Here is a 20,770-nt window from a genome sequence, read left to right as displayed (position 1 = left end):
GGATAACCGTCCCTTGCTCAGCCGAACCGCGCCGCCGCCCGAGCGATCGCCAGGCATTCCCCCTCGGCCAAGATCGCTCCGGCATTCGATGGCGCGACGATCGCCCGCTCGGCGCCGCGGACCCGGTCAATCGCACGCGCCAGCTGCGGCGAAGACCATTTCCGTAACGCTTTGACAGTATTGGGCTTTTCCTTCCAGAATATCCGGTTGCGCTCCACCACCGCCTCAATCCCTTCGCCGCCATCGACCTCGCGCCGCATCTCGGCCAGCGTCATCAGCCGCCGCACCAACTGCCGCAGCATCGGGATATTGGCATTCTCCGCGCTCACCAGATGCAACGCCGCCGCGGCGCCGGGCGCATCGCCGCCGATCACCGCCTCGATCGCCGCGAACATCCCGCTTTCGTCGAGATCGGCCCCAATCGCTTCGAGCGCGTCGAGATCGGCATCGACCGGCCGGTCGGGCGCGGCATCGACGAACAACGCCAGCTTTTCGATCTCCTGCGCCAGGATCGCGCGGTCGCCCCCCGTCGCCGCCAGCAACCGCTCACCGACATGCGCACCCAGCCGCAGCCCATGGTCGCGCGCGATGCCCTGCACCATCCGCACCGCTTCCTGCCCCTCTGGCACGTAGAAGGCGCAGGCGGCGGCGGTCCGCGCGCCCTCGACCAGCTTCACGATCTTGCCCGATTTTTTGACCGTCGGCGCGATCGCTACCACCGGATTGCCTGCGCGCTCGGCCGCCAGCAGCAGCGTGAAGGCCTCGAGGCATTCCTCCCCCGCGCCGGTCACGCGGATGAAGCGCCGGTCGCCGAACAGCGACATCGACGCCGCCTCGTCGGCCAGCCGCCCGGGATTGTTCTTGAGGAAGCTTCCCTCGAAATCGACGCGCTCGGCGCCGTCACCCAGCGCCTTGGCCAGCCGGCCCGCCAGCTCGTTGGCGCTCGCCTCGTCGGGGCCGTGCAGCAGGTACAGCCGCGTATCGGCGTCGGGCGCCTCGAGGCGCGCGCGCATCGCCTGCGGCTTGAGGTTCACTCCACCCCGTCGGTGCGCTGCGCGTACAGCGCGATCCGCGCAACGATCTGGTCGGCAACGATCCCCGAGAGCCGCTCGAGCGCGGTCTGCTCGGCGGCGATCGTCGCATATTCCGAACCGACGACGTCGATCCCTGCGTCGGATCCCGCGGTGGCATCGACCAGCACCCCGCCATTGGCGAGGTCGACCAGCTGGTAGCGCGCGCGCAGCGTCCGTCGCTCGCGCGTGATCGTGTCGTTGCGCCGCACGCCGAGCCCGGTGATCTGGTCGTCGAGCACTACCTGCAGCCGATAGCGCGCGCTGGCGCCGTTGCTCGCCGCCAGCCGATCGCGCAGCGCGTTCGACATCAGCCAGCCCTGCTGTCCCTCGATCGGCGCGACCTCGACCGAGGCGAGCGTCTGGCGCACCGCGCCATTGGGCCCGCCGCCATAGAGCGGGCGCATCCCGCAACCGGGCAAGGCGGCGGCGAGCGCCAGCAGCGCGATCAGCCGCTTCATGCGACCAGGTTCACCAGACGGTCGGGCACGACGATCACCTTTCGCGGCGGTTTGCCGTCGAGCACGCGTAGCACATTGGGCGACGCCAGCGCAGCGGCTTCGACGTCCTCGCGCGCCATCCCGCGCGGGATCGTCAGCGTATCGCGAAGCTTGCCGTTGACCTGGATCGCGATCGTCACTTCGTCCTCGACCAGCAGCGCCGGATCGACTTCGGGCCATGGCGCATCGGCGATCAGCCCCTCGGCGCCCATCGCCGCCCAGGCCTCCTCGGCGATATGCGGCGTCATCGGCGCGACGATCCGCATTAACGCGCGGATCGCGGCGGTGCGCGATGCCGAAGGCGCCGCCTTCTCGATCGCGCTCACCAGCTCGTACAATTTGGCGACCGCCTTGTTGAACTGCAGCGCCTCGATATCGCCCGCAACGCCCGCGATCGTCTGGTGCAGCTTGCGATCGAGCGGCTTGTCCTGGCCTTCGGCGTCCGCAACCACATCGAACAGCCGCCACAGCCGCTGGACGAAGCGCCACGCCCCCTCGATCCCGCTTTCGGACCATTGCAGGTCGCGCTCGGGCGGGCTGTCCGACAGCATGAACCAGCGCACCGCGTCGGCGCCGTATTGGTCGACGATGCCGGTCGGATCGACGGTGTTCTTCTTCGACTTCGACATCTTCTCGATGCGGCCGAGCGTGATCGCCTCGCCGGTCGCGATCTCGGTGCCATCGCGCACTTCCTCGGGCGACAGCCACTTGCCGCTCGCCGATTTGTACGTCTCGTGCGTCACCATCCCTTGCGTGAACAGCCCCGCAAACGGCTCGGCGACATCGAGCTTGCCGATATGCCGCAGCGCGCGCGTCCAAAAGCGGGCGTAGAGCAGATGCAGGATCGCGTGCTCGACCCCGCCGATATATTGCGCCACCGGCAGCCAGCTTTCGGCCACTGCCTTGTCGAACGGCTTGTCCTGGGGCTGGCTGGCGAAGCGAATGAAATACCAGGAGGAATCGACGAAGGTATCGAGCGTGTCGGTCTCGCGCCGCGCGGGCTTGCCGCACGCCGGGCAAGCGACATGCTTCCAGGTCGGATGCCGGTCGAGCGGATTGCCCGGAATGTCGAAGCTCACATCTTCTGGCAGCACCACCGGCAATTGGTCGGCGGGCACCGCCACCGCGCCGCAATCGTCGCAATGGACGATCGGGATCGGCGTCCCCCAATAACGCTGCCGCGACACGCCCCAGTCGCGCAGCCGCCACACGGTGGTGCCATGCCCCCAGTCTTCGGCCTCGGCGCGCCCGATCACCGCGCGCTTGGCGGCATCGATGTCCATCCCGTCGAGGAAGCGCGAATTCACCAGCGCCCCCGGTCCGGTATAGGCTTCGTTCCCCTCAAACAGCGGATCGGTGCGGTCGCCATCACCGACGACTCGCGTCACCGGCAGGTCGTATTTGCGCGCGAAATCGAGATCGCGCTGGTCGTGCGCGGGCACGCCGAACACCGCGCCGGTGCCATAGTCCATCAGCACGAAATTGGCGATGTACACCGGCAGCTGCCAGCTCGGATCGAACGGGTGGGTCGCGGTGAGGCCGGTGTCGAACCCCAATTTTTCCTGCGTTTCGAGCTCGGCGGCGGTCGTGCCCCCCTGCTTGCACCGCGCGATGAACGCGGCAACTTCGGCGTTGTCGGCAAGCCCTTGCGCGATCGGATGATCGGCAGCGACCGCGACGAAACTCGCGCCGAAGATCGTGTCGGGGCGCGTGGTGAAGACTTCGACCAAATCCTCCCCGGCACGGGGAGGGGGACCATCCGCAGGATGGTGGAGGGGGGCTTCAACGGACGATACCGCCTGCGGTGATCCCCCTCCACCGGCTTCGCCGGTCCCCCTCCCCGTACCGGGGAGGATTGCGAACGAGAACTGCAACCCCACGCTCTTGCCGATCCAGTTCTCCTGCATCAGCCGAACCTTGTCGGGCCACTTGTCGAGCGACCCCAGCCCGTCGAGCAACTCGTCGGCGAAATCGGTGATCTTCAGGAACCACTGCGACAGCTTCCGCCGCTCGACCAGCGCCCCCGAACGCCAACCGCGCCCGTCGATCACCTGCTCGTTGGCGAGCACCGTCATGTCGACCGGGTCCCAATTGACCGCGCTCTCCTTGCGATACACCAGCCCGGCGGCATACAGATCGAGGAACAGCGCCTGCTCATGCCCGTAATAGGCGGGATCGCAGGTCGCGAGCTCGCGCGTCCAGTCGAGCGCGAAGCCCAGCCGCTTCAGCTGCGCGCGCATCGTCGCGATATTCTCGTAGGTCCAGCCGCCCGGATGGACGCCGCGCTCCATCGCCGCATTCTCGGCTGGCATCCCGAACGCGTCCCAGCCCATCGGGTGGAGGACTTCCATCCCCTGCATCCGCCGGAAGCGCGCCAGCACGTCGCCCATCGTGTAGTTGCGGACATGCCCCATATGGATCTTCCCCGATGGATAGGGAAACATCTCGAGCACATAGCTCTTGGGCTTGGGGCTGTCGTCGCGCGCGGCGAAGGTGGCGCGGTCTTCCCACACCTTCTGCCACGCCGCATCCGCCTTCAGCGCATTGAAGCGTGACGCCATGCTATGCTCAACTCCGTCGAGAGGCGGCACCGCCACGCGGCCCCGTCGGCAACGCCGGGCGGGGGAGCGGGCAGCACCGCACGGTAGATTCTATGCTCAGCCGGCGACCGCGGAGCGGCGCAGGTCGCGGGCGCGCGTCAGGATAACGTCTTCCAGCTTCTGCACCGTCGCCGCCTGGACCGGCGATGCAACCCACTGGCCGCCGCGATTGACTTCGCGCAGCGCCGCCACCCGCACCGCATCGGCGCGCAGGTCGGTATCGAGGATCGACACCGTCACCTTCATCCGCTCGGTCGGGGTGTTGGGGTTCACATACCAGTCGGTGACGATCACGCCGCCCGCCGAATCGGTCTGCAACAACGGCATGAAGCTCAGCGTATCGAGGCTGGCGCGCCACAAATAGCTGTTTACGCCGATCGTGGTGATCTGCGACGGCGCGAGCTCGCGCGGACGATCGCCGCCACCGCCGCAGCCGGCCAGCGCCAGAGCGAGGGCTGGGGCGAGCGGGAAAACAAAAGCCAGACGGCGATACATCGGCGGATTCCTCGACGGATAGGGACGCTACGAAAAGCCTCTATAGATACTGTAGCGAACCCCGCAAGCAGCGCCCGTGTCTCGTCCGCTGTGGGCGATCGGCAACAGGTCAGACAAAAAGCGTCGGGGCCATGGAACGGGCACGCCGAGTCATGGTAGTGCAACGTAGAGGAGACAGGGGATTTTCATGTCGGTTCGTCGGGCCATAGTTGCGGTTGCAGGGGGAGCGCTCGTCGCTGCCGGCATCGCGCTTGCGCCCGCGATCGGCGCTCCGGGCACCCAGGAAAGCCGCCAATTGCGCAAGACGCCGTCGTTCGCGCGCTCGGGGATCGGTTCGTTCACCCCGGCGTCGGCCGATCCGCGGCTCGCCGCGGCGATGGCGCGCACCGGGCTGTCGGCGACGGGTTTCCGCTTTACCCCTTCCGAATCGCGGCTGAAGCGCCAGGAGGTTACCGTTGCGGTGCGTGCGCGCAGCACGCGCGACGATGGCGGCCTGACGCGCACGCTGGCGGCACCGACCGTCGCTGCGGTCAGCATGCAGCCGATCGCCTATAATCTCGGCATGTCGGTCGGCTGGCGCCGCTTCGCGGTGTCGGGCGACGTGTCGCGGCTCGACCTTGCGGGGATGCCCGGCGGCCGCGAATCGGTCGATGTCGGCGTGAGCTATGCCGGCCGCCGCCTGAGCGGCCGAGTCGTCGCCAACGCCGCCAAGCCGACTTCGGGCCAGCCGCAGCTGGTCGCCGAGGCGCCGAGCTATTCGGTCGACGTCGGCACCTCCTATTCGCTGACGCGCAACCTCGATGTCACCGCCGGCGTGCGCTACCGCACCGAAACCGACCGGATGCGCCTGCAACAACTCCCCGACAACCGCCGCGACAGCCAGGCCGTCTATGTAGGCACCGCCTTCCGTTTCTGATTCGCGTGGTTGCACCGGGGTCGGTCGATTCGGCGCATATTGCGCGATCGGTTTTGCAAAGGAGGGCGGCACATGAGCTTGCGGTTGATGGCAGCGCTGGGTTTGGCAGCGTCCTTTGCCTGGTCTTCCCCATCGCGCGCCGATCCGACCGCGCAAGCGGCGCTTCGCGTATCGCCGCAGCGCGAAACCGTCCTGACCAGCTGGGTGCCCGAAAAGCCGCGGGGTGTCGTCCTGCTGTCGACGGGACACGGGTCATGGCCCGAAAAATATGACGCGATTGCTTCCGCGTGGAAAGCCGCAGGCTTCGCAGTCATCGCCCCGCTCCATGTCGATTCGATCCGCTATCCCGAGCGTGACAAGTTCACCGCACAGGCCAGTTTCGGCGAGCGGATCGCCGATCTGAAGGCGGCGAGCGGCTATGCAGCTGCCACTTGGCCCGCGCTACCCGTCATTGCCGCCGGGCACAGCTTCGGCACGCTGTCCGCGTTGTGCCTGGGCGGCGGCCTTTCCTATGTCGGCAACTTTCGTGACCCCAAGGTCAAGGCGGTGATCGGCTTCTCCTCGCCCGGCCGCGTGCCCGGCCTGGTCCAGCCGCAGGCCTATGCCAGCGATGATCTGCCGATCCTGCTTATCACCGGGGATCGTGATGTCGTTCCGGGCATCGTCACCAACTGGCAGGACCATCTCCTGCCCATCCAGACCTCGCCCGCGGGTGACAAATTCGCAATCACCTATGCTGGCGCTGGCCATGACCTCATCGGCGCCCCCGCCGACCCCAATTTCGCTCCCGCGGTCGCCGCAACCATCCGGTTCCTGCAAGCCTATGCGCTGGATGACGAACCGGCAAAAGCCTGGCTGCGCGCCGGCGACGATACTACGGCAGGCAGCTGGATCAGGCGCTGATCCGGGGGGCTTTTGCCACGGTCGGCGGGAGCAATGTTTTGCCGCCGCGATCCAGCCACGCGTCGATCCCCGCCCAGCCATGCACGCCCAACCCCCGCAACCGCCGGATCGTACCCGCGTCCATCCCCCCCATCGCCATCGCCGGCTGCGCGACGCCGCGCATCAACAACCCCAGTCGAACCACCCCCAGCCCCCGCGCCCCCGGATGCGAGCGGGTGGCGAATACCGGCGACACGAACACCGCATCCGCCCCCGCGCGCCGTGCCGCCACCGCCTCGGCGCGGTCATGCACCGCACGCGTGCGCAGGCCGCGCCCGCGGGCGTTATGCACCCCCATCTCGCCGCGCATAGCGACATCGCCCGCGCGCAGCAGCACCAGGCCGCGCCGCCGCGCCACCTTGCGCACCCGCGCGAACAGCGCCCGCCGCTCGGGCAACGGCGTCGCATAATGCCGAAACACCACCCCGCCGCCGCGCGGCAGCCGCTCGAGCGCGGCCCATAGCGCCTCGCCCATCCGCTCGTCGGTCATCAGCCACTGCTGGGGCAGGGCGCCGGTGCCCAAAGGCGGGCGGGGCAGGGGGTGGCGGCGCTGCATCGCGCTGCGTATAGCCGCGACCATGACCCCAGACGAAGCCCGTATCGCGCTCGCCGCCGTCCAGACGCGCATCGCCAAGGCCGCGCGCACCGCGACGCGCGAGCCCGCCGACGTCACGCTGATCGCGGTATCAAAAACGCACGACGCCGACGCGATCCGCCCGCTGATCGCCGCCGGCCAACGCGCCTTCGGCGAAAACCGCGTCCAGGAGGCGCAGGGCAAATGGCCCGCGCTCCAGGCCGAAACCCCCGGGATCACGCTCCACCTCGTCGGCCAGCTCCAGTCGAACAAGGCCGACGACGCGGTCGCGTTGTTCGACGCAATCCACTCGGTCGATCGCCCCTCGCTGGTGACCGCGCTGGCCAAGGCGATGGACAAGGCCGATCGCCGCCCCGCCTGCTTCGTCCAGGTCAATATCGGCGACGAAGAACAGAAAGGCGGCGTCGCGGTCGCCGATCTGCCCGCGCTGCTCGCCGCCGCGCGCGCCGCCGATCTGCCGCTTGCCGGGCTGATGGCGGTGCCGCCCTTCGATATCGAGGCGGCGCCCTTTTTCGCCCTGCTCGCCAAGCTCGCGCGCGATCACGGCCTCTCCGGGCTCAGCATGGGGATGTCGGGCGATTACGAAACCGCGGTCACGCTGGGGGCAACGCATGTCCGCGTCGGCAGCGCGCTGTTCGGCCAGCGCGGCTGAGCCAACACGAAGGTTGAGTGACGCGGCAGGCGTCCTACATCGCGTCCTCCCCATGACGAACGGAATTTCGATGCGTTTCGATGCGATAATCTTCGATTTCGACGGTGTGCTGCTAGAAAGCGAATATGCCGGCAACCGCCACCTCGCCGCCTATCTGACCGATCTCGGCCATCCGACCACCCCTGCCGACGCGATGGCCAATTTCATGGGGCTCGCGGGCAAGGATTTCCTCGACCGGGTCGAGGGCTATATAGGCCGCGACATTCCCGATGACTTCCACGCCGCGCGCGCCGAAGAAGACGCCCGTGTGTTGCGCGAAGGATTGGAGGAAGTCACCGGCGCGCGCGTCTTCCTGCGCTCGCTCCCCGCCGAGCTCCCCCGCGCGGTCGCGTCGTCGAGCTCGACCCACTGGATCCGCACCCATCTCGATCATCTCGGCGTCGCCGATGTGTTCGGCGACCACCTCTATTCGGGCCGCGAACACGTAACCCACGGCAAGCCCGCCCCCGATCTGTACCTCTTCGCTGCCGCGCAACTCGGCGTGCCGATCGACCGCTGCGTGATCCTCGAGGATTCCCCCGTCGGCGCGACCGGCGCGGTAGCCTCGGGCGCCCATGTCATCGGCATCCACGCCGGCGCGCATTGCCCCCCCGACCACGCCGAAACGCTACGCGCGATCGGCGTGCATGACGTCGCGGGCGATTTCGATGAGGTTGCGCGGCTAGTGGCCTGACGTCTCCCCTCCCTGAAAGGGAGGGGCCGGGGGTGGGTCGAACCGCATGCCGCCGCCGATAGGGTCCCCGGACCGCCCGAAATTAAGGTATGGGTGCGATCCCTCGCATCACATAAGTCTCGCGGGCGTCGACCCACCCCCGACCCCTCCCTTTCAGGGAGGGGGGTATACCTACAACTGGTGCCCGGTCCGATCGCGCTTGGTCGCCAGATACCGCGCATTATGCGCATTCGCCGGCAGCGCATGCGGCACGCGTTCGACCACTTCGACGCCTGCCGCCTCGAGTGCCGCCACCTTGGCCGGATTGTTGGTCAGCAACCGGATCCGGTCCTGCTTGAGCAGCGTCAGCATCCGCGCCGCCACCCCGAAATCGCGCGCATCGACGGCGAAGCCCAGCCGGGTATTGGCATCGACCGTGTCGAAGCCCTGGTCCTGCAACGCATAAGCGCGCAATTTGTTGACCAGCCCGATCCCGCGCCCTTCCTGCCGCAGATACAGCAGGATTCCCCAGCCATCGGCGACCATCGCCGCCAGCGCCGCATCCAATTGCGGCCCGCAATCGCATTTCAGGCTGCCCAGCACGTCGCCCGTCAGGCATTCGCTGTGCAGCCGCACCAGCGGCGGGCGGCCATCGGGCGCACCGATCAGCAGCGCGACATGCTCGCCCGCCGCCTCGGGGGTCCGGAACGCGACGATCTCGGCATCCTCGGCGTGCGCGATCGGCAGCCGCGCGCGCGTTGCGATTCCCAGCCGCCCGGCATCCTCATGCGCATCGACGTCGGCGATCGACAGCGCGTTGGCGCCCCCCTCGATCAGGAAGAAGGCGGGCAATATCCCCGCGATCCGCGCCAGCCGCAGCGCCGCCGCCGCGGCATCGGCCACCGGCACCGCGATCGCCCGAAACGGCCCCTTCATCGGCGTCGCCAGGTCGAATTGCGGATCGGCGAGCGCGGTCGCCGCGGCAAAGTCGAGCCAGGGCGCGCGCGCCACCAGCACCGGCGCGTCGGGTACCGCCGCCTCGCGCTGGTTCGCCAGCTTCAGCGTCGCCGCGCGCCCCGCCGACAGCAGCACCCCTGCGCCCGCCTCGGCATCGAACGACGCCAGCCGTACCGGATCGGCGCTCTCGATCGCCAGCAGCGTCAGCACCCCGTTCGCGCCCGCGATCGCCACCGGCCAGCCGCGCCGCATCGCGTCGATCGCGCGCGCCGTCGCCTGCGGGTCGCTCAAAACGCGAACTCGGTCAGGATCGGCACATGGTCCGATGGCTTGAGCCAGCCGCGGCAATCCTCGTGGACGCGGTGCGCCACTGCCTTGGCGGCGACGTCGCGTGAGGCCCACATATGGTCGAGCCGCCGCCCGCGATCCGACGCCGCCCAATCCTTGGCGCGATAGCTCCACCAAGTGAACAGCCGCGCGGGTGCGGGGACGAACTGCCGGCCCAGATCGACCCAGTCGTTCGCCGCTTGCAGCCGCGCGAGCGTCTCGACCTCGATCGGCGTATGGCTCACCACGTCGAGCAACTGCTTGTGGCTCCACACATCGCTTTCGAGCGGCGCGACGTTGAAGTCGCCCACCAGCAGCGTCGGTATCCCCGATAGGCCTTCAGACCAGCGAGTCATCCGCTCGAGGAAATCGAGTTTCTGCCCGAATTTGGGGTTCACCTCGCGATCGGGAACGTCGCCGCCCGCGGGCACATAGACATTCTCGATCCGCAGCCCGTTTTCCAGGCGCACCCCGACATGCCGCGCCTCGCCATTGGCCTGCCAGTCGAAGCGATCGTCCTCGACCAAAGGGATCTTGCTCAGGATCGCGACGCCGTGGTGCATCCGCTGGCCGTGGATGACGATGTGCTCGTACCCCAGCGCGCGCAGCGGATCGTGCGGGAAGTCGCCGTCGATCACCTTGGTTTCCTGCAGGCACAGGATATCGGGCGCGGCGTCGCGCAGGAACTGCTCGACGATGGCCATGCGAAACCGCACCGAATTGATGTTCCACGAAGCGATCTTGAGCGTGTCGGTCATGGCCAGCGATGTAGCGGCGCGGCGGCGCTACCGCCAGACATGGAAAGACCCCCGCTCCGGGGGCATGGAGCGAGGGCCAACCAGCGTTCGTCACGCAAGGCAAAGTCGAGGTCGAACCGGGCAACAGGGGGAAAAATCCCGATCAGCCCCCAAGCTCTGCACAGCCACTATTAAGGTTGAACGCCTTACCCCAGGATGAACAAAACGTCAGCTTCGGCGCGCGCCCTTCCGTGGGTCGTTGAAACGGAACGTTCCATCGGACACCGGCACGTTGAAGCGCTGGTTCGACAGGCGGATCGTCGTGCGGTTGTTCTGCGAATCAAGCGCGACCCAGCCTTGCAGCATCAGCCCCGACGGCGCCGATGCCTGGCGCGAGAAGATCAGCGTGATGCGGCCATATTCGGGGCGCTTGGGGTCATAGGCCTCGACGCTCAGCACCGACGGGTCGTTGCCCGGCACCACCTTGGCATATTTGGCGATGTCGCGGCTGGGGTCGATCAGCACGCCCAGCGGTGAATCGCCGATCGGCCAGCGCGATCGCTGCCCCACCGCATAATCGAGGAACCAGATCGCCTTGCCGTCGCCGACGATCAGGATCGGCACGCCCTTTTCATATTGGAAGCGGATCTTGCCGGGCTTTTTGAGCGTCAGCGTGCCGCCGAGCACCTTGCCGTTGCGATCGGTCTGGGTGAAGGCCGCGGTCATGCTCTCGGTCGCGCGCAGATGCGCCTGCACCGCGGCAAGATCGCGCGAAGGGGCCTGCTGCGCCACGACAGCGACAGGGGCGACGATCGCCGCGGCGAGCGCGGCATAGGGGGCGAGTGCGGTCATGGGGCTCCAAAGCATGCAAGCGGGATAGAGGTTCCGCGATGAAGGCGGGGTGAACTGGGTTCAGCCGAACCGCAAGGTACAGGCACCGCCACGCTGCAGGTGAAGATCGCACTGCATCAGGATATCCATGCCGACAATAACGTCAAATTGGGCTTCTCGCCGCCAGCTGAAACCGTCGATCCGATCAAACACAAAGGGCCAAGCGGGCACCACGTCGCCGTCACCACCATGCTGAAGTGCCAGCCGGAAGAGATAATAATCGACCATCTTCTCTTCGGTTGCCGAGCCCAGCGTTTTCTTTCCGTGGCTTCGCAGGCCCAGCTTCGCGATCGGTGCCGGACCTATCCCGCTCGACGTCGCCCCGGTATCGATCAGTGCGCGACCTCGAAAACCCTCGAACTGGACCGGATTGTCAGGACCCAGGACCAAGACGTCGCACAGCAGTCGCCGTCGATCGGCACGCAGCTCAATCTGCGGCAACGGACCAAAAACCAAGCTCGATTGGCTCGTCGGTAACTTCTTGGATCGAGAATATCCCGTCGCTGAAGCGGGCCATGCCCGCATCATATGCAGCGCCCGGATTGTCGAAATAATCGACGATCACCCGGTCGCGCATGAGTGCATATTGATCGCGATGATCGCGAATGATCGACTGCAGGCTGCGCTGGAAGGCGTCGTAATTGATGTCGACCTGCTGACGCTGGATATCAGGCATAGCGAACCTCCGGGATCGATTTATCACGACGGCGTGCCAGCGTGAATCCCCCGTCTCACCCCAGCGGCCGCCCCTCCTCGTCCATCTGCACTTCGCGACGGCCGACATGGTCGGGCTTCGACACCAGCCCGTCCTTCTCCATCCGCTCGATCAGCCGCGCCGCCGAATTATAGCCGACGCGCAATTGCCGCTGCAGCCACGAGGTCGACGCCTTCTGGCTCTGTGCGACCAAGGCGATCGCGTTGCGATACATCTGGTCCTCGGGGCTGTCGCCGCCCTCGGGCGCGCCGTCCATGCTGAAGCCGGCATCGTCTTCGGGCTCGTTGGTCACCGCGTCGATATAGTCGGGCTCGCCCTGCGCGCGCCAGAAATCGGCGACCGCCTGCACCTCGTCGTCGCTCACGAACGGCCCGTGGACTCGGCTGATCTGCTTGCCATAGGGCATGTAGAGCATGTCGCCCTTGCCCAGCAGCTGCTCGGCACCCTGTTCGCCCAAAATGGTGCGCGAATCGATTTTTGACGTCACGTGGAAGCTGATCCGCGTCGGCAGGTTCGCCTTGATGACGCCGGTGATGACGTCGACCGAGGGGCGCTGCGTCGCCATGATCAGATGAATGCCCGCCGCGCGCGCCTTTTGCGCCAGCCGCTGGATCAGGAATTCCACCTCCTTGCCGGCGGTCATCATCAGGTCGGCCAACTCGTCGACGATGATCACGATCTGCGGCAGCACCGACAGGTCGAGCGTCTCTTCCTCGTGCACCGGGCGGCCATTGTCGTCGTAGCCGACCTGCACCTTGCGGCCCAGTTTCTGCCCCTTGGCCTTGGCGCCGCGCACCTTCTCGTTGAAGCTCGCCAGGCTGCGCACGTTGACGCTCGCCATCATCCGATAGCGATCCTCCATCTGCTCGACCGCCCATTTGAGCGCGCGCACCGCCTTGGGCGGGTCGGTGACGACGTCGGCGAGCAGATGCGGGATGCCCTTGTACATGCTCAGTTCGAGCATCTTGGGATCGATCATGATCAGCCGGCACTGATCGGGGGTCAGCCGATACAGCAGCGACAGAATCATGCAGTTCAGGCCCACCGACTTGCCCGAGCCAGTGGTGCCCGCGACCAGCAGATGCGGCATCGGCGCGAGATCGGCGATCACCGCATCGCCCGAGATGTTCTTGCCGAGCACGATCGGCAGCGTCGCCGACTGGTCGGCAAAGCCCTGGCTGCCCACCAGCTCGTGCAAATTTACCGGCTCGCGCCGCGCATTGGGCAGCTCGATACCGATCACCGTCCGCCCCGGGATCGTCGCGACGCGCGCCGAAATCGCTGACATGTTGCGCGCGATGTCGTCGGCGAGCTGGATCACGCGGCTCGCCTTGATCCCCGCGGCGGGCTCTAGCTCGTACATCGTCACCACCGGCCCCGGCCGTACCCCGACGATCGCGCCCTTGACGTGGAAATCGTCGAGCACGCTTTCGAGCAGTCGCGCATTACGCTCGAGCGATGCCTTGTCGATCGTGTTCTTGGCCCCCACCGGCGCGGGGGTCAGCAAGTCGAGCGGCGGCAGCTTGTAATGGTCGCGCAGGTCGAGGCTGGTCTGCGGCTTGGGCTTGGCGGGCGGCGGGGCGAGACTCGGCTCGGCGATCACCGGCGCAGGGCGGTTGTCGGGCGTCACCGGCTTGCGCGGCGGCGATGGCATCCGCTTTTCGGTGAGTGCCTCGTGATCGGCGAGCACGAAGGGCGCGGCGTCACGCTCGTCGTCGTCGTCGTCGATCGCATCGCCGACCGGCTCGGCGCGCGCGCGGCGCGGCAGCCAGTTGCGATCGACCCACTGGATCGTCAACCCACGCCCCCACAGCACCGCGCCGGCGATCCCCGCGATCGCGCCGACGCCGCGCCCGGTCCATAATTCGGCGATCGGCTGGCCGATGAAATCGATTGCCCAGTTCGCCGCCGCGGCGATCCCCATCGCGAAGATGCCGCCATAGCCTGCGGGCAGCGCCAGCACCGATCCGCCCGCGACGAAGGCGAGCGCGGTCCCCATCAGCACCGCGCCGATCACGCAATTGCGCAGCATCGCCTTCCAGTCGCCCACCGGCCGGTCGCGCCACAGCCGCAGCGCGAGCACGACGCCCAGCGGCAACAGCATTACCGCGGGCACCCCGAACAGGCTCAGCAGCAGGTCGGCGGCATAGGCCCCCGGCGTCCCCAGCCAATTCTCGGCAGGCCCGCCCGCGGCGGTGTTGAACCCCGGGTCGCTCGGGCGATAGGTCGCCAGCGACACCGTCAGCGCGATCACCAGCAGCAGCAGCGCCGCCGCCCCCAGCATCGCGCCCGATCGCATCGCGCCGGCCCGCATGGTGTCGCGCCAGAGCCTGGGCTGCGCACGGCTCGCCATCGAAACTTCCCCTGATTCGGTTTCGGCGTCGATCACGGCCGGAACGTACCGGGAATCATCGCGCGAAAGCCGGGGTGGCGTCAAGGTTGGGGGCGGGCGGCAGATGTCGTCCGATCGCAAGCTGAAGCGCGACAATCGCCGGTTGGCCGTGTAGTGGCACCCGCCCTGCACAGCGTTTGGATGTTTCATGGCCGCCATCGGCATCGACTTCGGCACCACCAACAGCGTCGTCGCGATCGCGCGCGATACCCAGACCGCCGACCTGGTCGAACTCGAATCCCCCGCCGGCCACGACGCGGTGTTCCGCTCGGCGCTGTGCTTCTGGCAGGACGACGACGCCCCCGGCGGCGTCGCGGCGGAGGCCGGCCCCTGGGCGATCGCCGAATATCTCGAATACCCGCAGGACAGCCGCTTCCTGCAATCGTTCAAATCGGTCGCGGCCAGCACCAGCTTCGAACATGCCAGCGTCTTCGATCGCCGCTATCGCTTCGAGGAGCTTGGTCGCCTGTTCCTCGACCGCCTCGCCGCGCGCGCGAACGGCGCACTGGACGGCGGCAACCGCCGGATCGTCGTCGGCCGCCCGGTCGAATATGCCGGCGCCCGCCCCGACGAGGCGCTCGCGCGCACCCGCTACGCCGCGATGTTCGCCGCGCTCGGCACCGATCTGCACTATGTCTACGAACCCGTCGGCGCGGCGTTCAGCTATGCCGCGCGGATCGACGAGCCAGCCACGATCCTGGTCGCCGATTTCGGCGGCGGCACCAGCGACTTTTCGGTGGTGCGGATCGAGCGCCCCGGCGCCGCGCGCCGCTGCGTGCCCTTGGGCCATGCTGGCGTCGGCATCGCCGGCGACCGCTTCGACGCGCGGCTGATCGACCGGCTCGTCCTGCCGCTGCTCGGCAAGGGCGGCACCTATCGCTCGTTCGACAAGGTGCTCGACATCCCCGGCGGCTATTTCGCCGATTTCGCCGATTGGTCGCGGCTCGCGCTGATGCGCAACCGCCGCACGCTCGCCGAACTCGAAAAGCTGCAGCGCAACGCCACCGATCCCGCCGCGATCGGCCGGATGATCGCGGTGATCGAGGCCGAACAGGGCTATCGCCTCTACGACGCGGTGGGCCGCGCCAAGCGCGACCTGTCCGCAGCCGACACCGCGCGCTTCGCCTTCGAAGGCGGCGGGGTCGAAATCGAGACCGAGGTCACCCGCGAGCAGTTCGAGACCTGGATTGCGCCAGACATCGCGCGGATCGACGACGCCGTCACCCGCGCGCTCACCGCTTCGGCCACCGAAGCCGCCGCGATCGACCGGGTATTCCTCACCGGCGGCACCTCGCTCACCCCGCGCATCCGCCGCCTGTTCACCGATCGCTTCGGCGACGACCGTATCGCCACCGGCGGCGAACTAACCTCGATCGCGCACGGCCTGGCACTGATCGGCGCGCAGGACGACGTGGCGGCGTGGGCAGCCTGACGGCCCCACGCCCCTCCACGTCATCCCCGCGCCCCCTTCGTCATCCCCGCCCCCCTTCGTCATCCCCGCGAAGGCGGGGATCCAGAGCCGCACCTCCCACGGCCCCTGGATTCCCGCCTTCGCGGGAATGACGAAGAAATGGGCCCCTTCATTTCGAGCGAAGTCGAGAAACCGCCCCGTCCGCGCTGATACCCCCGCAAGGTCCGTTCCCAACCCGCCGCACATCGCCTACATCAGCGCCATGAGCGATGTCCTGATCCTCGGCGCGGGCCTTGTCGGCAGTGCGCTGGCTACCGCCCTCGGTTCGCATGGCGTCACCGCCACCGTGATCGACCCCGCCGACCCCGCTACCATCCTTGCCGCCGACTATGACGGGCGCGCCACCGCGGTCGCCAGCGCCAGCCACCGGATGCTCGACGCGATCGGCGTCGGCGCGCGGCTGGCGGGCAAGGGCTGCCCGATCGCCTCGATCCGCGTCAGCGACGGGCTCGAACCCGGCGCGCTCGATTTCGTCCCCGACGCAAACGACGGCGTGCTCGGCGTCATGTACGAGAACCGGCATCTGCGCGCCGCGCTCCACGGTGCCGCCGCCGAGACTCCGGGCGTCGATCTGCGGATGAACACCCGCGCGGTGCATGTCGAACGCCACGATGCCGGCGTCACCGCGACGCTCGACAATGGCAGCACGGTCACCGCGCAATTGCTGATCGCCGCCGAAGGGCGCAACTCGCCGACGCGCGAGGCCGCGGGCATCCGCATGGCCAAGTGGCGCTACCAGCATGTCGCGATGATCGCGACCTTCGGCCACGAACACCCCAACGACAATTGCGCCTATGAAATCTTCTACCCCGCCGGTCCCTTCGCGATCCTCCCGCTGGGCGACGACGAGCATGGCCATCGCTCGGCCCTGGTGTGGACCGTCCACGAAAACGACGCCCCCGGCATGCTCAAGCTTTCGGACCGCGCGTGGCTGCACGAGGCCGAAAAGGCGATGGGCGGGTTCCTCGGCAAGCTCGGCCCGCTGTCGAAGCGCACCAGCTACCCGCTGGGCTTCCACCACGCAGCGACGATCACCGCGAACCGCCTCGCGCTCGTCGGCGACGCGGCGCACGGCATCCACCCGATCGCCGGCCAGGGGCTGAACCTGGGCTTCCGCGACGTCGCGACGCTGGTCGAGGTGCTGGTCGAGGGCAAGCGCCTGGGCCTCGACCTCGGCGACGCCCAACTCCTCGCGCGCTACGAACGCTGGCGCGGGCTCGACACCTTCCTGGTCGCGCTCGCCACCGACGGGCTCACCCGCCTGTTCGGCATCCCCGGCAAAAGCGCCTCGGCGGTCCGCCGCTTCGGCATCTCGGCGGTCAACGCGATCCCCCCGCTGAAGAACCGCTTCATGGCCGAGGCGCGCGGAGAGAGCGGCGACCTGCCCAAGCTGTTGCAGGGCATGTCGGTTTAAAGGAAAGCACGGGTAGACGCTTTCTCCCCCCTCCCTGAAAGGGAGGGGCCGGGGGTGGGTCGACGCCCGCGAGCCAGCCGTTAAGCTCGCGCCACCATGCAGCGCATCCTACCCGAGCTAAAAACCAACGCCCGCTCGCTGCGCCGCGACCCCACCCCGGCCGAACGCGCCCTCTGGCAACAGCTACGAACCCACCACCCCCGCTTCACGCGGCAACTGGTCGTCGGCCACTACATCCTCGACTTCGCTTGCCGATCCGCCAAGATCGCGGTGGAACTAGACGGCGGCCAACACGCGCTCCAAGTCGAAGAAGACGCCACCCGCACCGCCTACCTCACCGCTAGCGGCTGGACCATCCTCCGCTTCTGGAACAACGACGTCCTCGAAAACATCGAAGGCGTGACCACCACGATCCAAACCACCGTCGCGCGGGCGTCGACCCACCCCCAACCCCTCCCTTTCAGGGAGGGGAGCTAGTTAACAACAGCGCGGCGTCGACCCCGGTCCCGTCCCGTACCGCCGGTCGATCCGATTGCGGTGGAACTCGGCCAGCGTCATCACCGGCTCGCCCGGATGCAGCGCCGCGCGGTGCGCGACATAGCCGTCATAATCGGGCACCCCAACCATCAGCCGCGCGGTCTTCGCCGCGACCCGCCAGCCCTTAAGCAACCGCGACATCGCCCACCTCCTGCACGCTCGGCCGCTCGCTCGCCAGCGCCCGTCGGCACGCGCCGACTCCATAGGCCACGATCGCCAGCACCGCGACCATGAACAGCGCGCACAAGCCGGCGTCGATCCGGTCGTTGAACACGATCCGCCCCATCTCGGCCATCGACTTGGCGGGTGCCAGCACCTCGCCGCGCGCCGCCGCGTCGGAAAAGATCTGTGCATGCGCCAGGAACCCGATGCGCGGATCGGCGTCGAACATCTTCTGCCACCCCGCGGTCAGCGTGCAGATCAGCAGCCAGCTCGTCGGTAGAATCGTGACCCAAGCAAAGCGCTGGCGCTTCATCTTGAACAGGATCACGCTCGCCAGCGTCAGCGCGATCGCCGCGAGCATCTGGTTGGAAATGCCGAACAGCGGCCACAGCGTGTTGATCCCCCCCAGCGGATCGGTCACCCCCTGATAGAGGAAATAACCCCAGGCGCTCACCGCCAGCGCGGTCGCCAGCAGGTTCGGCCCCAGCCGCTGCGTCTCCTTCATCGCCGGCACCACCGACCCCAGCAGATCCTGGATCATGAACCGCGCCACCCGCGTTCCCGCATCGACCGTGGTGAGGATGAACAGCGCTTCGAACAGGATCGCGAAGTGATACCAGAACGCCATCAGCGCCTGGCCGCCGATCACCTGGCTCAATATCTGCGCCATCCCCACCGCCAGTGTTGGCGCGCCGCCCGCGCGCGACAGGATCGTCCCTTCGCCCACATCGCGCGCGATCCCGTCGAGCGCTTGCGGCGTCACGACGAAGCCCCATTCGGCGATCGCGCGTGCCGCCTCGGCGCTGGTGGTGCCGATCAGCGCGGCGGGCGCGTTCATCGCGAAATACACCGCGGGGTCGAGCACGCACGCCGCGATCAGCGCCATCACCGCGACGAAGCTTTCGGTCAGCATCGCGCCGTATCCGATGAAGCGAAGGTCACCCTCGCTCTCGATCATCTTGGGCGTCGTCCCGCTCGAAATCAGCGCGTGGAACCCCGATACCGCGCCGCAGGCGATGGTGATGAACAGAAAGGGAAAGATCGTCCCCGCAAACGCCGGCCCGGTCCCGTCGACGAAGCGCGTCACCGCGGGCATCTGCAATTCGGGCCGGACGATCAATATGCCCAGCGCCAGCCCCGCGATCACACCGATCTTCAGGAAGGTCGACAGATAATCGCGCGGCGCCAGCAACAGCCACACCGGCACCACCGACGCGATGAAGCCATAGGCCATCAGCAACAGCGCCAAGGTCGGCCCGCTAAAGGTGAACCACGGCGCCAACGTCGCCGATCGCGCCACCGGCTCGCCGCCGACGATCGCCAGCATCAGCAGCACGAAGCCGATCGCCGACATCTCGCCGATCCGCCCCGGCCGCAAGAATCGGCCATAGATGCCCATCAACAGCGCGATCGGGATCGTCGCGAACACGGTGAAGGTGCCCCACGGGCTCCCCTCGAGCGCCTTGACCACCACTAGCGCCAGCACCGCGAGCAGGATCACCATGATCATCAGCACCGCGACCAATGCGATCGTGCCGGGCACGCGCCCCATCTCGGATCGCACCATGTCGCCGAGCGACCGCGCATCGCGCCGCGTCGAGAAGGTCAGGATCAGGAAATCCTGCACGGCGCCTGCAAACACCACGCCTGCGAGCAGCCACAGCGTGCCCGGCAGATACCCCATCTGCGCCGCCAGCACCGGCCCCACCAGCGGCCCCGCCCCCGCGATCGCCGCGAAATGATGCCCGAACAGCACGTTGCGGTTGGTGGGCACATAATCCAGCCCGTCGTTGCGCCGCACCGCCGGGGTCGATCGCGCAGGATCGATCCCCAGCACCTTGCGCTCGATGAACAGCCCATAGAATCGATACGCGATCGCGTAGGTGCACAGCGCGGCGACGACCAGCCACAGCGCATTGATCGGCTCGCCGCGCACCAGCGCCACGAACCCCAACGCCCCCGCGCCCGCAAGCGCCACCGCGACCCAACCGATCAACGCCGGCCCGCGCGGCAGGAAGGGGGGCGATGCGGCGGCAACGGCCATGGCGAAATCCTCCGGTTCGTCGGCGCGGCGCCGATCGCTTTGCGCGGTGATGCCATCCTCAACGCCCCAAAGCATCTCCTAAATCCTCCCCCGCCAGGGGGAGGGGGACCGCCGCGAAGCGGTGGTGGAGGGGGCGGACGCGGTAGGGGCGTTCGGGGCGACGCCCTGAAAATCCTCCCCCGCCCGGCGAGGGGGCCCTGCGCAGCATGGGGGGTGCTGGCCCCAGCGAACCGCGCGCTTGCGGCCGTCGACCTCGGCTGAAAAGCCCAGAGCCACACGGCTGCGTTACAAACTCCAGGCCATCGGATCAGGCCGCGCAGCGCCGGGAAACCGATGGTCCGCCAAAGCCGCCGCCGTTCGGTTTCTCGATGTCCACAAGTCGTTTCGGGCAAATCGATTGGCGAACAGGCTTTCGGAAGAACGATCTCCTCGACGCGTCGGAGAGACCGATCAGACAGCAGCCGTCCTGAAGCATGTTCCCCATCGACAAAGGCACGACCGCGATCGACCGCGGCAATATTCCCCTCTGTCCTGACCATGACGATATCGCAGGCGCGCCGTCGGTGACTTGCTTGATATAGCTCAGGATGGCTTTCGCACTTGCGAAATGGTCGCTACCCGCGTAAGCGCGCCGCATCCGC

General features: G+C 67.7%; 20 protein-coding genes and 1 other annotated feature (1 of these 21 running past the window's edge). Of the genes, 7 read left to right on the top strand and 13 right to left on the bottom strand.

Going from position 1 to position 20,770, the window contains the following annotated elements:
- Nucleotides 1–17 precede the first annotated feature (17 nt).
- The 4 genes from holA to OKW76_RS10420 form a co-directional block, all read right to left on the bottom strand.
- Nucleotides 18–1,034 carry a DNA polymerase III subunit delta gene (gene holA, locus OKW76_RS10435; RefSeq protein ID WP_322740082.1) on the bottom strand — a complete coding sequence of 339 codons (1,017 nt, stop codon included), beginning with the start codon at nt 1,032–1,034 and terminating at the stop codon, nt 18–20.
- Nucleotides 1,031–1,531, bottom strand: coding sequence for an LPS assembly lipoprotein LptE (gene lptE / locus OKW76_RS10430; RefSeq protein WP_265548835.1), 501 nt, complete (start codon nt 1,529–1,531; stop codon nt 1,031–1,033). The genes holA and lptE overlap by 4 nt, the downstream gene beginning before the upstream one ends.
- Nucleotides 1,528–4,131 carry a leucine--tRNA ligase gene (leuS, locus tag OKW76_RS10425; RefSeq protein ID WP_265548833.1) on the bottom strand — a complete coding sequence of 868 codons (2,604 nt, stop codon included), beginning with the start codon at nt 4,129–4,131 and terminating at the stop codon, nt 1,528–1,530. Before leuS ends, lptE begins: the two co-directional genes overlap by 4 nt.
- Before the next feature lie 96 nt (nt 4,132–4,227).
- The gene (locus tag OKW76_RS10420) at nt 4,228–4,665 is read right to left on the bottom strand and encodes a DUF3576 domain-containing protein (RefSeq protein WP_256505669.1); all 438 of its coding nucleotides are present in this window, start codon (nt 4,663–4,665) and stop codon (nt 4,228–4,230) included.
- A 187-nt stretch (nt 4,666–4,852) separates the two neighbouring features.
- On the opposite strand from OKW76_RS10420, the gene OKW76_RS10415 reads away from it, so the two are divergent.
- Together OKW76_RS10415 and OKW76_RS10410 are read left to right on the top strand one after the other, a co-directional pair.
- A complete protein-coding gene (locus tag OKW76_RS10415) occupies nt 4,853–5,581 on the top strand; it encodes a hypothetical protein (protein WP_265548832.1) in 729 nt (242 codons plus the stop codon).
- A gap of 72 nt (nt 5,582–5,653) precedes the next feature.
- Nucleotides 5,654–6,484, top strand: coding sequence for a serine aminopeptidase domain-containing protein (locus tag OKW76_RS10410; RefSeq protein WP_265548831.1), 831 nt, complete (start codon nt 5,654–5,656; stop codon nt 6,482–6,484).
- On the opposite strand, the gene OKW76_RS10405 is transcribed toward OKW76_RS10410, so the two are convergent.
- Nucleotides 6,474–7,079, bottom strand: coding sequence for a thiamine phosphate synthase (locus tag OKW76_RS10405; RefSeq protein ID WP_322740081.1), 606 nt, complete (start codon nt 7,077–7,079; stop codon nt 6,474–6,476). The genes OKW76_RS10410 and OKW76_RS10405 overlap by 11 nt on opposite strands.
- Nucleotides 7,080–7,101: 22 nt before the next feature.
- On the opposite strand from OKW76_RS10405, the gene OKW76_RS10400 reads away from it, so the two are divergent.
- On the top strand, nt 7,102–7,770 hold the full coding sequence (locus OKW76_RS10400; RefSeq protein ID WP_265548830.1) for a YggS family pyridoxal phosphate-dependent enzyme: 669 nt from the start codon (nt 7,102–7,104) through the stop codon (nt 7,768–7,770).
- A 70-nt stretch (nt 7,771–7,840) separates the two neighbouring features.
- A complete protein-coding gene (locus OKW76_RS10395; protein ID WP_265548829.1) occupies nt 7,841–8,503 on the top strand; it encodes an HAD family hydrolase in 663 nt (220 codons plus the stop codon).
- A gap of 171 nt (nt 8,504–8,674) precedes the next feature.
- Here the strand turns inward: OKW76_RS10395 and ribA are convergent, their stop codons facing one another.
- The 6 genes from ribA to OKW76_RS10365 all read right to left on the bottom strand — a co-directional run bounded on the left by ribA (nt 8,675) and on the right by OKW76_RS10365 (nt 14,462).
- A complete protein-coding gene (gene ribA / locus OKW76_RS10390) occupies nt 8,675–9,691 on the bottom strand; it encodes a GTP cyclohydrolase II (protein ID WP_265552903.1) in 1,017 nt (338 codons plus the stop codon).
- 35 nt (nt 9,692–9,726) lie between these two features.
- Nucleotides 9,727–10,524: an exodeoxyribonuclease III gene (locus tag OKW76_RS10385; protein WP_265548828.1), complete on the bottom strand. Its 798-nt coding sequence runs from the start codon at nt 10,522–10,524 to the stop codon at nt 9,727–9,729.
- A 207-nt stretch (nt 10,525–10,731) separates the two neighbouring features.
- Nucleotides 10,732–11,355 carry a LolA family protein gene (locus OKW76_RS10380; protein ID WP_265548827.1) on the bottom strand — a complete coding sequence of 208 codons (624 nt, stop codon included), beginning with the start codon at nt 11,353–11,355 and terminating at the stop codon, nt 10,732–10,734.
- A 60-nt stretch (nt 11,356–11,415) separates the two neighbouring features.
- Nucleotides 11,416–11,850, bottom strand: a complete 435-nt coding sequence (locus tag OKW76_RS10375; protein ID WP_265548826.1) for an aspartyl protease family protein — start codon at nt 11,848–11,850, stop codon at nt 11,416–11,418.
- The gene (locus OKW76_RS10370) at nt 11,822–12,070 is read right to left on the bottom strand and encodes a hypothetical protein (protein ID WP_265548825.1); all 249 of its coding nucleotides are present in this window, start codon (nt 12,068–12,070) and stop codon (nt 11,822–11,824) included. Before OKW76_RS10370 ends, OKW76_RS10375 begins: the two co-directional genes overlap by 29 nt.
- Before the next feature lie 55 nt (nt 12,071–12,125).
- Complete coding sequence (locus tag OKW76_RS10365; protein WP_265548824.1) at nt 12,126–14,462, bottom strand: DNA translocase FtsK; 2,337 nt, start codon at nt 14,460–14,462, stop codon at nt 12,126–12,128.
- 187 nt (nt 14,463–14,649) lie between these two features.
- On the opposite strand from OKW76_RS10365, the gene OKW76_RS10360 reads away from it, so the two are divergent.
- From OKW76_RS10360 to OKW76_RS10350, 3 genes are all read left to right on the top strand, one after another.
- Nucleotides 14,650–15,933, top strand: coding sequence for an Hsp70 family protein (locus tag OKW76_RS10360; protein ID WP_265548823.1), 1,284 nt, complete (start codon nt 14,650–14,652; stop codon nt 15,931–15,933).
- A gap of 241 nt (nt 15,934–16,174) precedes the next feature.
- The gene (locus OKW76_RS10355) at nt 16,175–17,386 is read left to right on the top strand and encodes a UbiH/UbiF/VisC/COQ6 family ubiquinone biosynthesis hydroxylase (protein ID WP_265548822.1); all 1,212 of its coding nucleotides are present in this window, start codon (nt 16,175–16,177) and stop codon (nt 17,384–17,386) included.
- A gap of 96 nt (nt 17,387–17,482) precedes the next feature.
- Entirely contained in the window at nt 17,483–17,863 is a 381-nt protein-coding gene (locus OKW76_RS10350) for an endonuclease domain-containing protein (RefSeq protein ID WP_265548820.1), read from the top strand.
- Here the strand turns inward: OKW76_RS10350 and OKW76_RS10345 are convergent, their stop codons facing one another.
- Both OKW76_RS10345 and OKW76_RS10340 read right to left on the bottom strand, forming a co-directional pair.
- On the bottom strand, nt 17,864–18,064 hold the full coding sequence (locus OKW76_RS10345) for a YbdD/YjiX family protein (RefSeq protein ID WP_265548819.1): 201 nt from the start codon (nt 18,062–18,064) through the stop codon (nt 17,864–17,866).
- Nucleotides 18,048–20,129 (bottom strand): carbon starvation CstA family protein, encoded by a 2,082-nt coding sequence (locus OKW76_RS10340; RefSeq protein ID WP_265552901.1) that lies wholly within the window; start codon nt 20,127–20,129, stop codon nt 18,048–18,050. Before OKW76_RS10340 ends, OKW76_RS10345 begins: the two co-directional genes overlap by 17 nt.
- A gap of 639 nt (nt 20,130–20,768) precedes the next feature.
- Nucleotides 20,769–20,770: a sequence feature (sul1 is cis-regulatory element that is thought to sense ions involved in sulfur or methionine metabolism; They are found in Alphaproteobacteria), on the top strand (it continues 53 nt past the right edge of the window).

The organism is Sphingomonas sp. S1-29 (genome assembly GCF_026167545.1).
In the GTDB taxonomy this organism is placed as follows: Bacteria; Pseudomonadota; Alphaproteobacteria; order Sphingomonadales; family Sphingomonadaceae; genus Sphingomonas.
The sequence above is the reverse complement of the archived record's forward strand: the minus strand, read 5'-3'. Positions and strand labels throughout refer to the sequence as shown.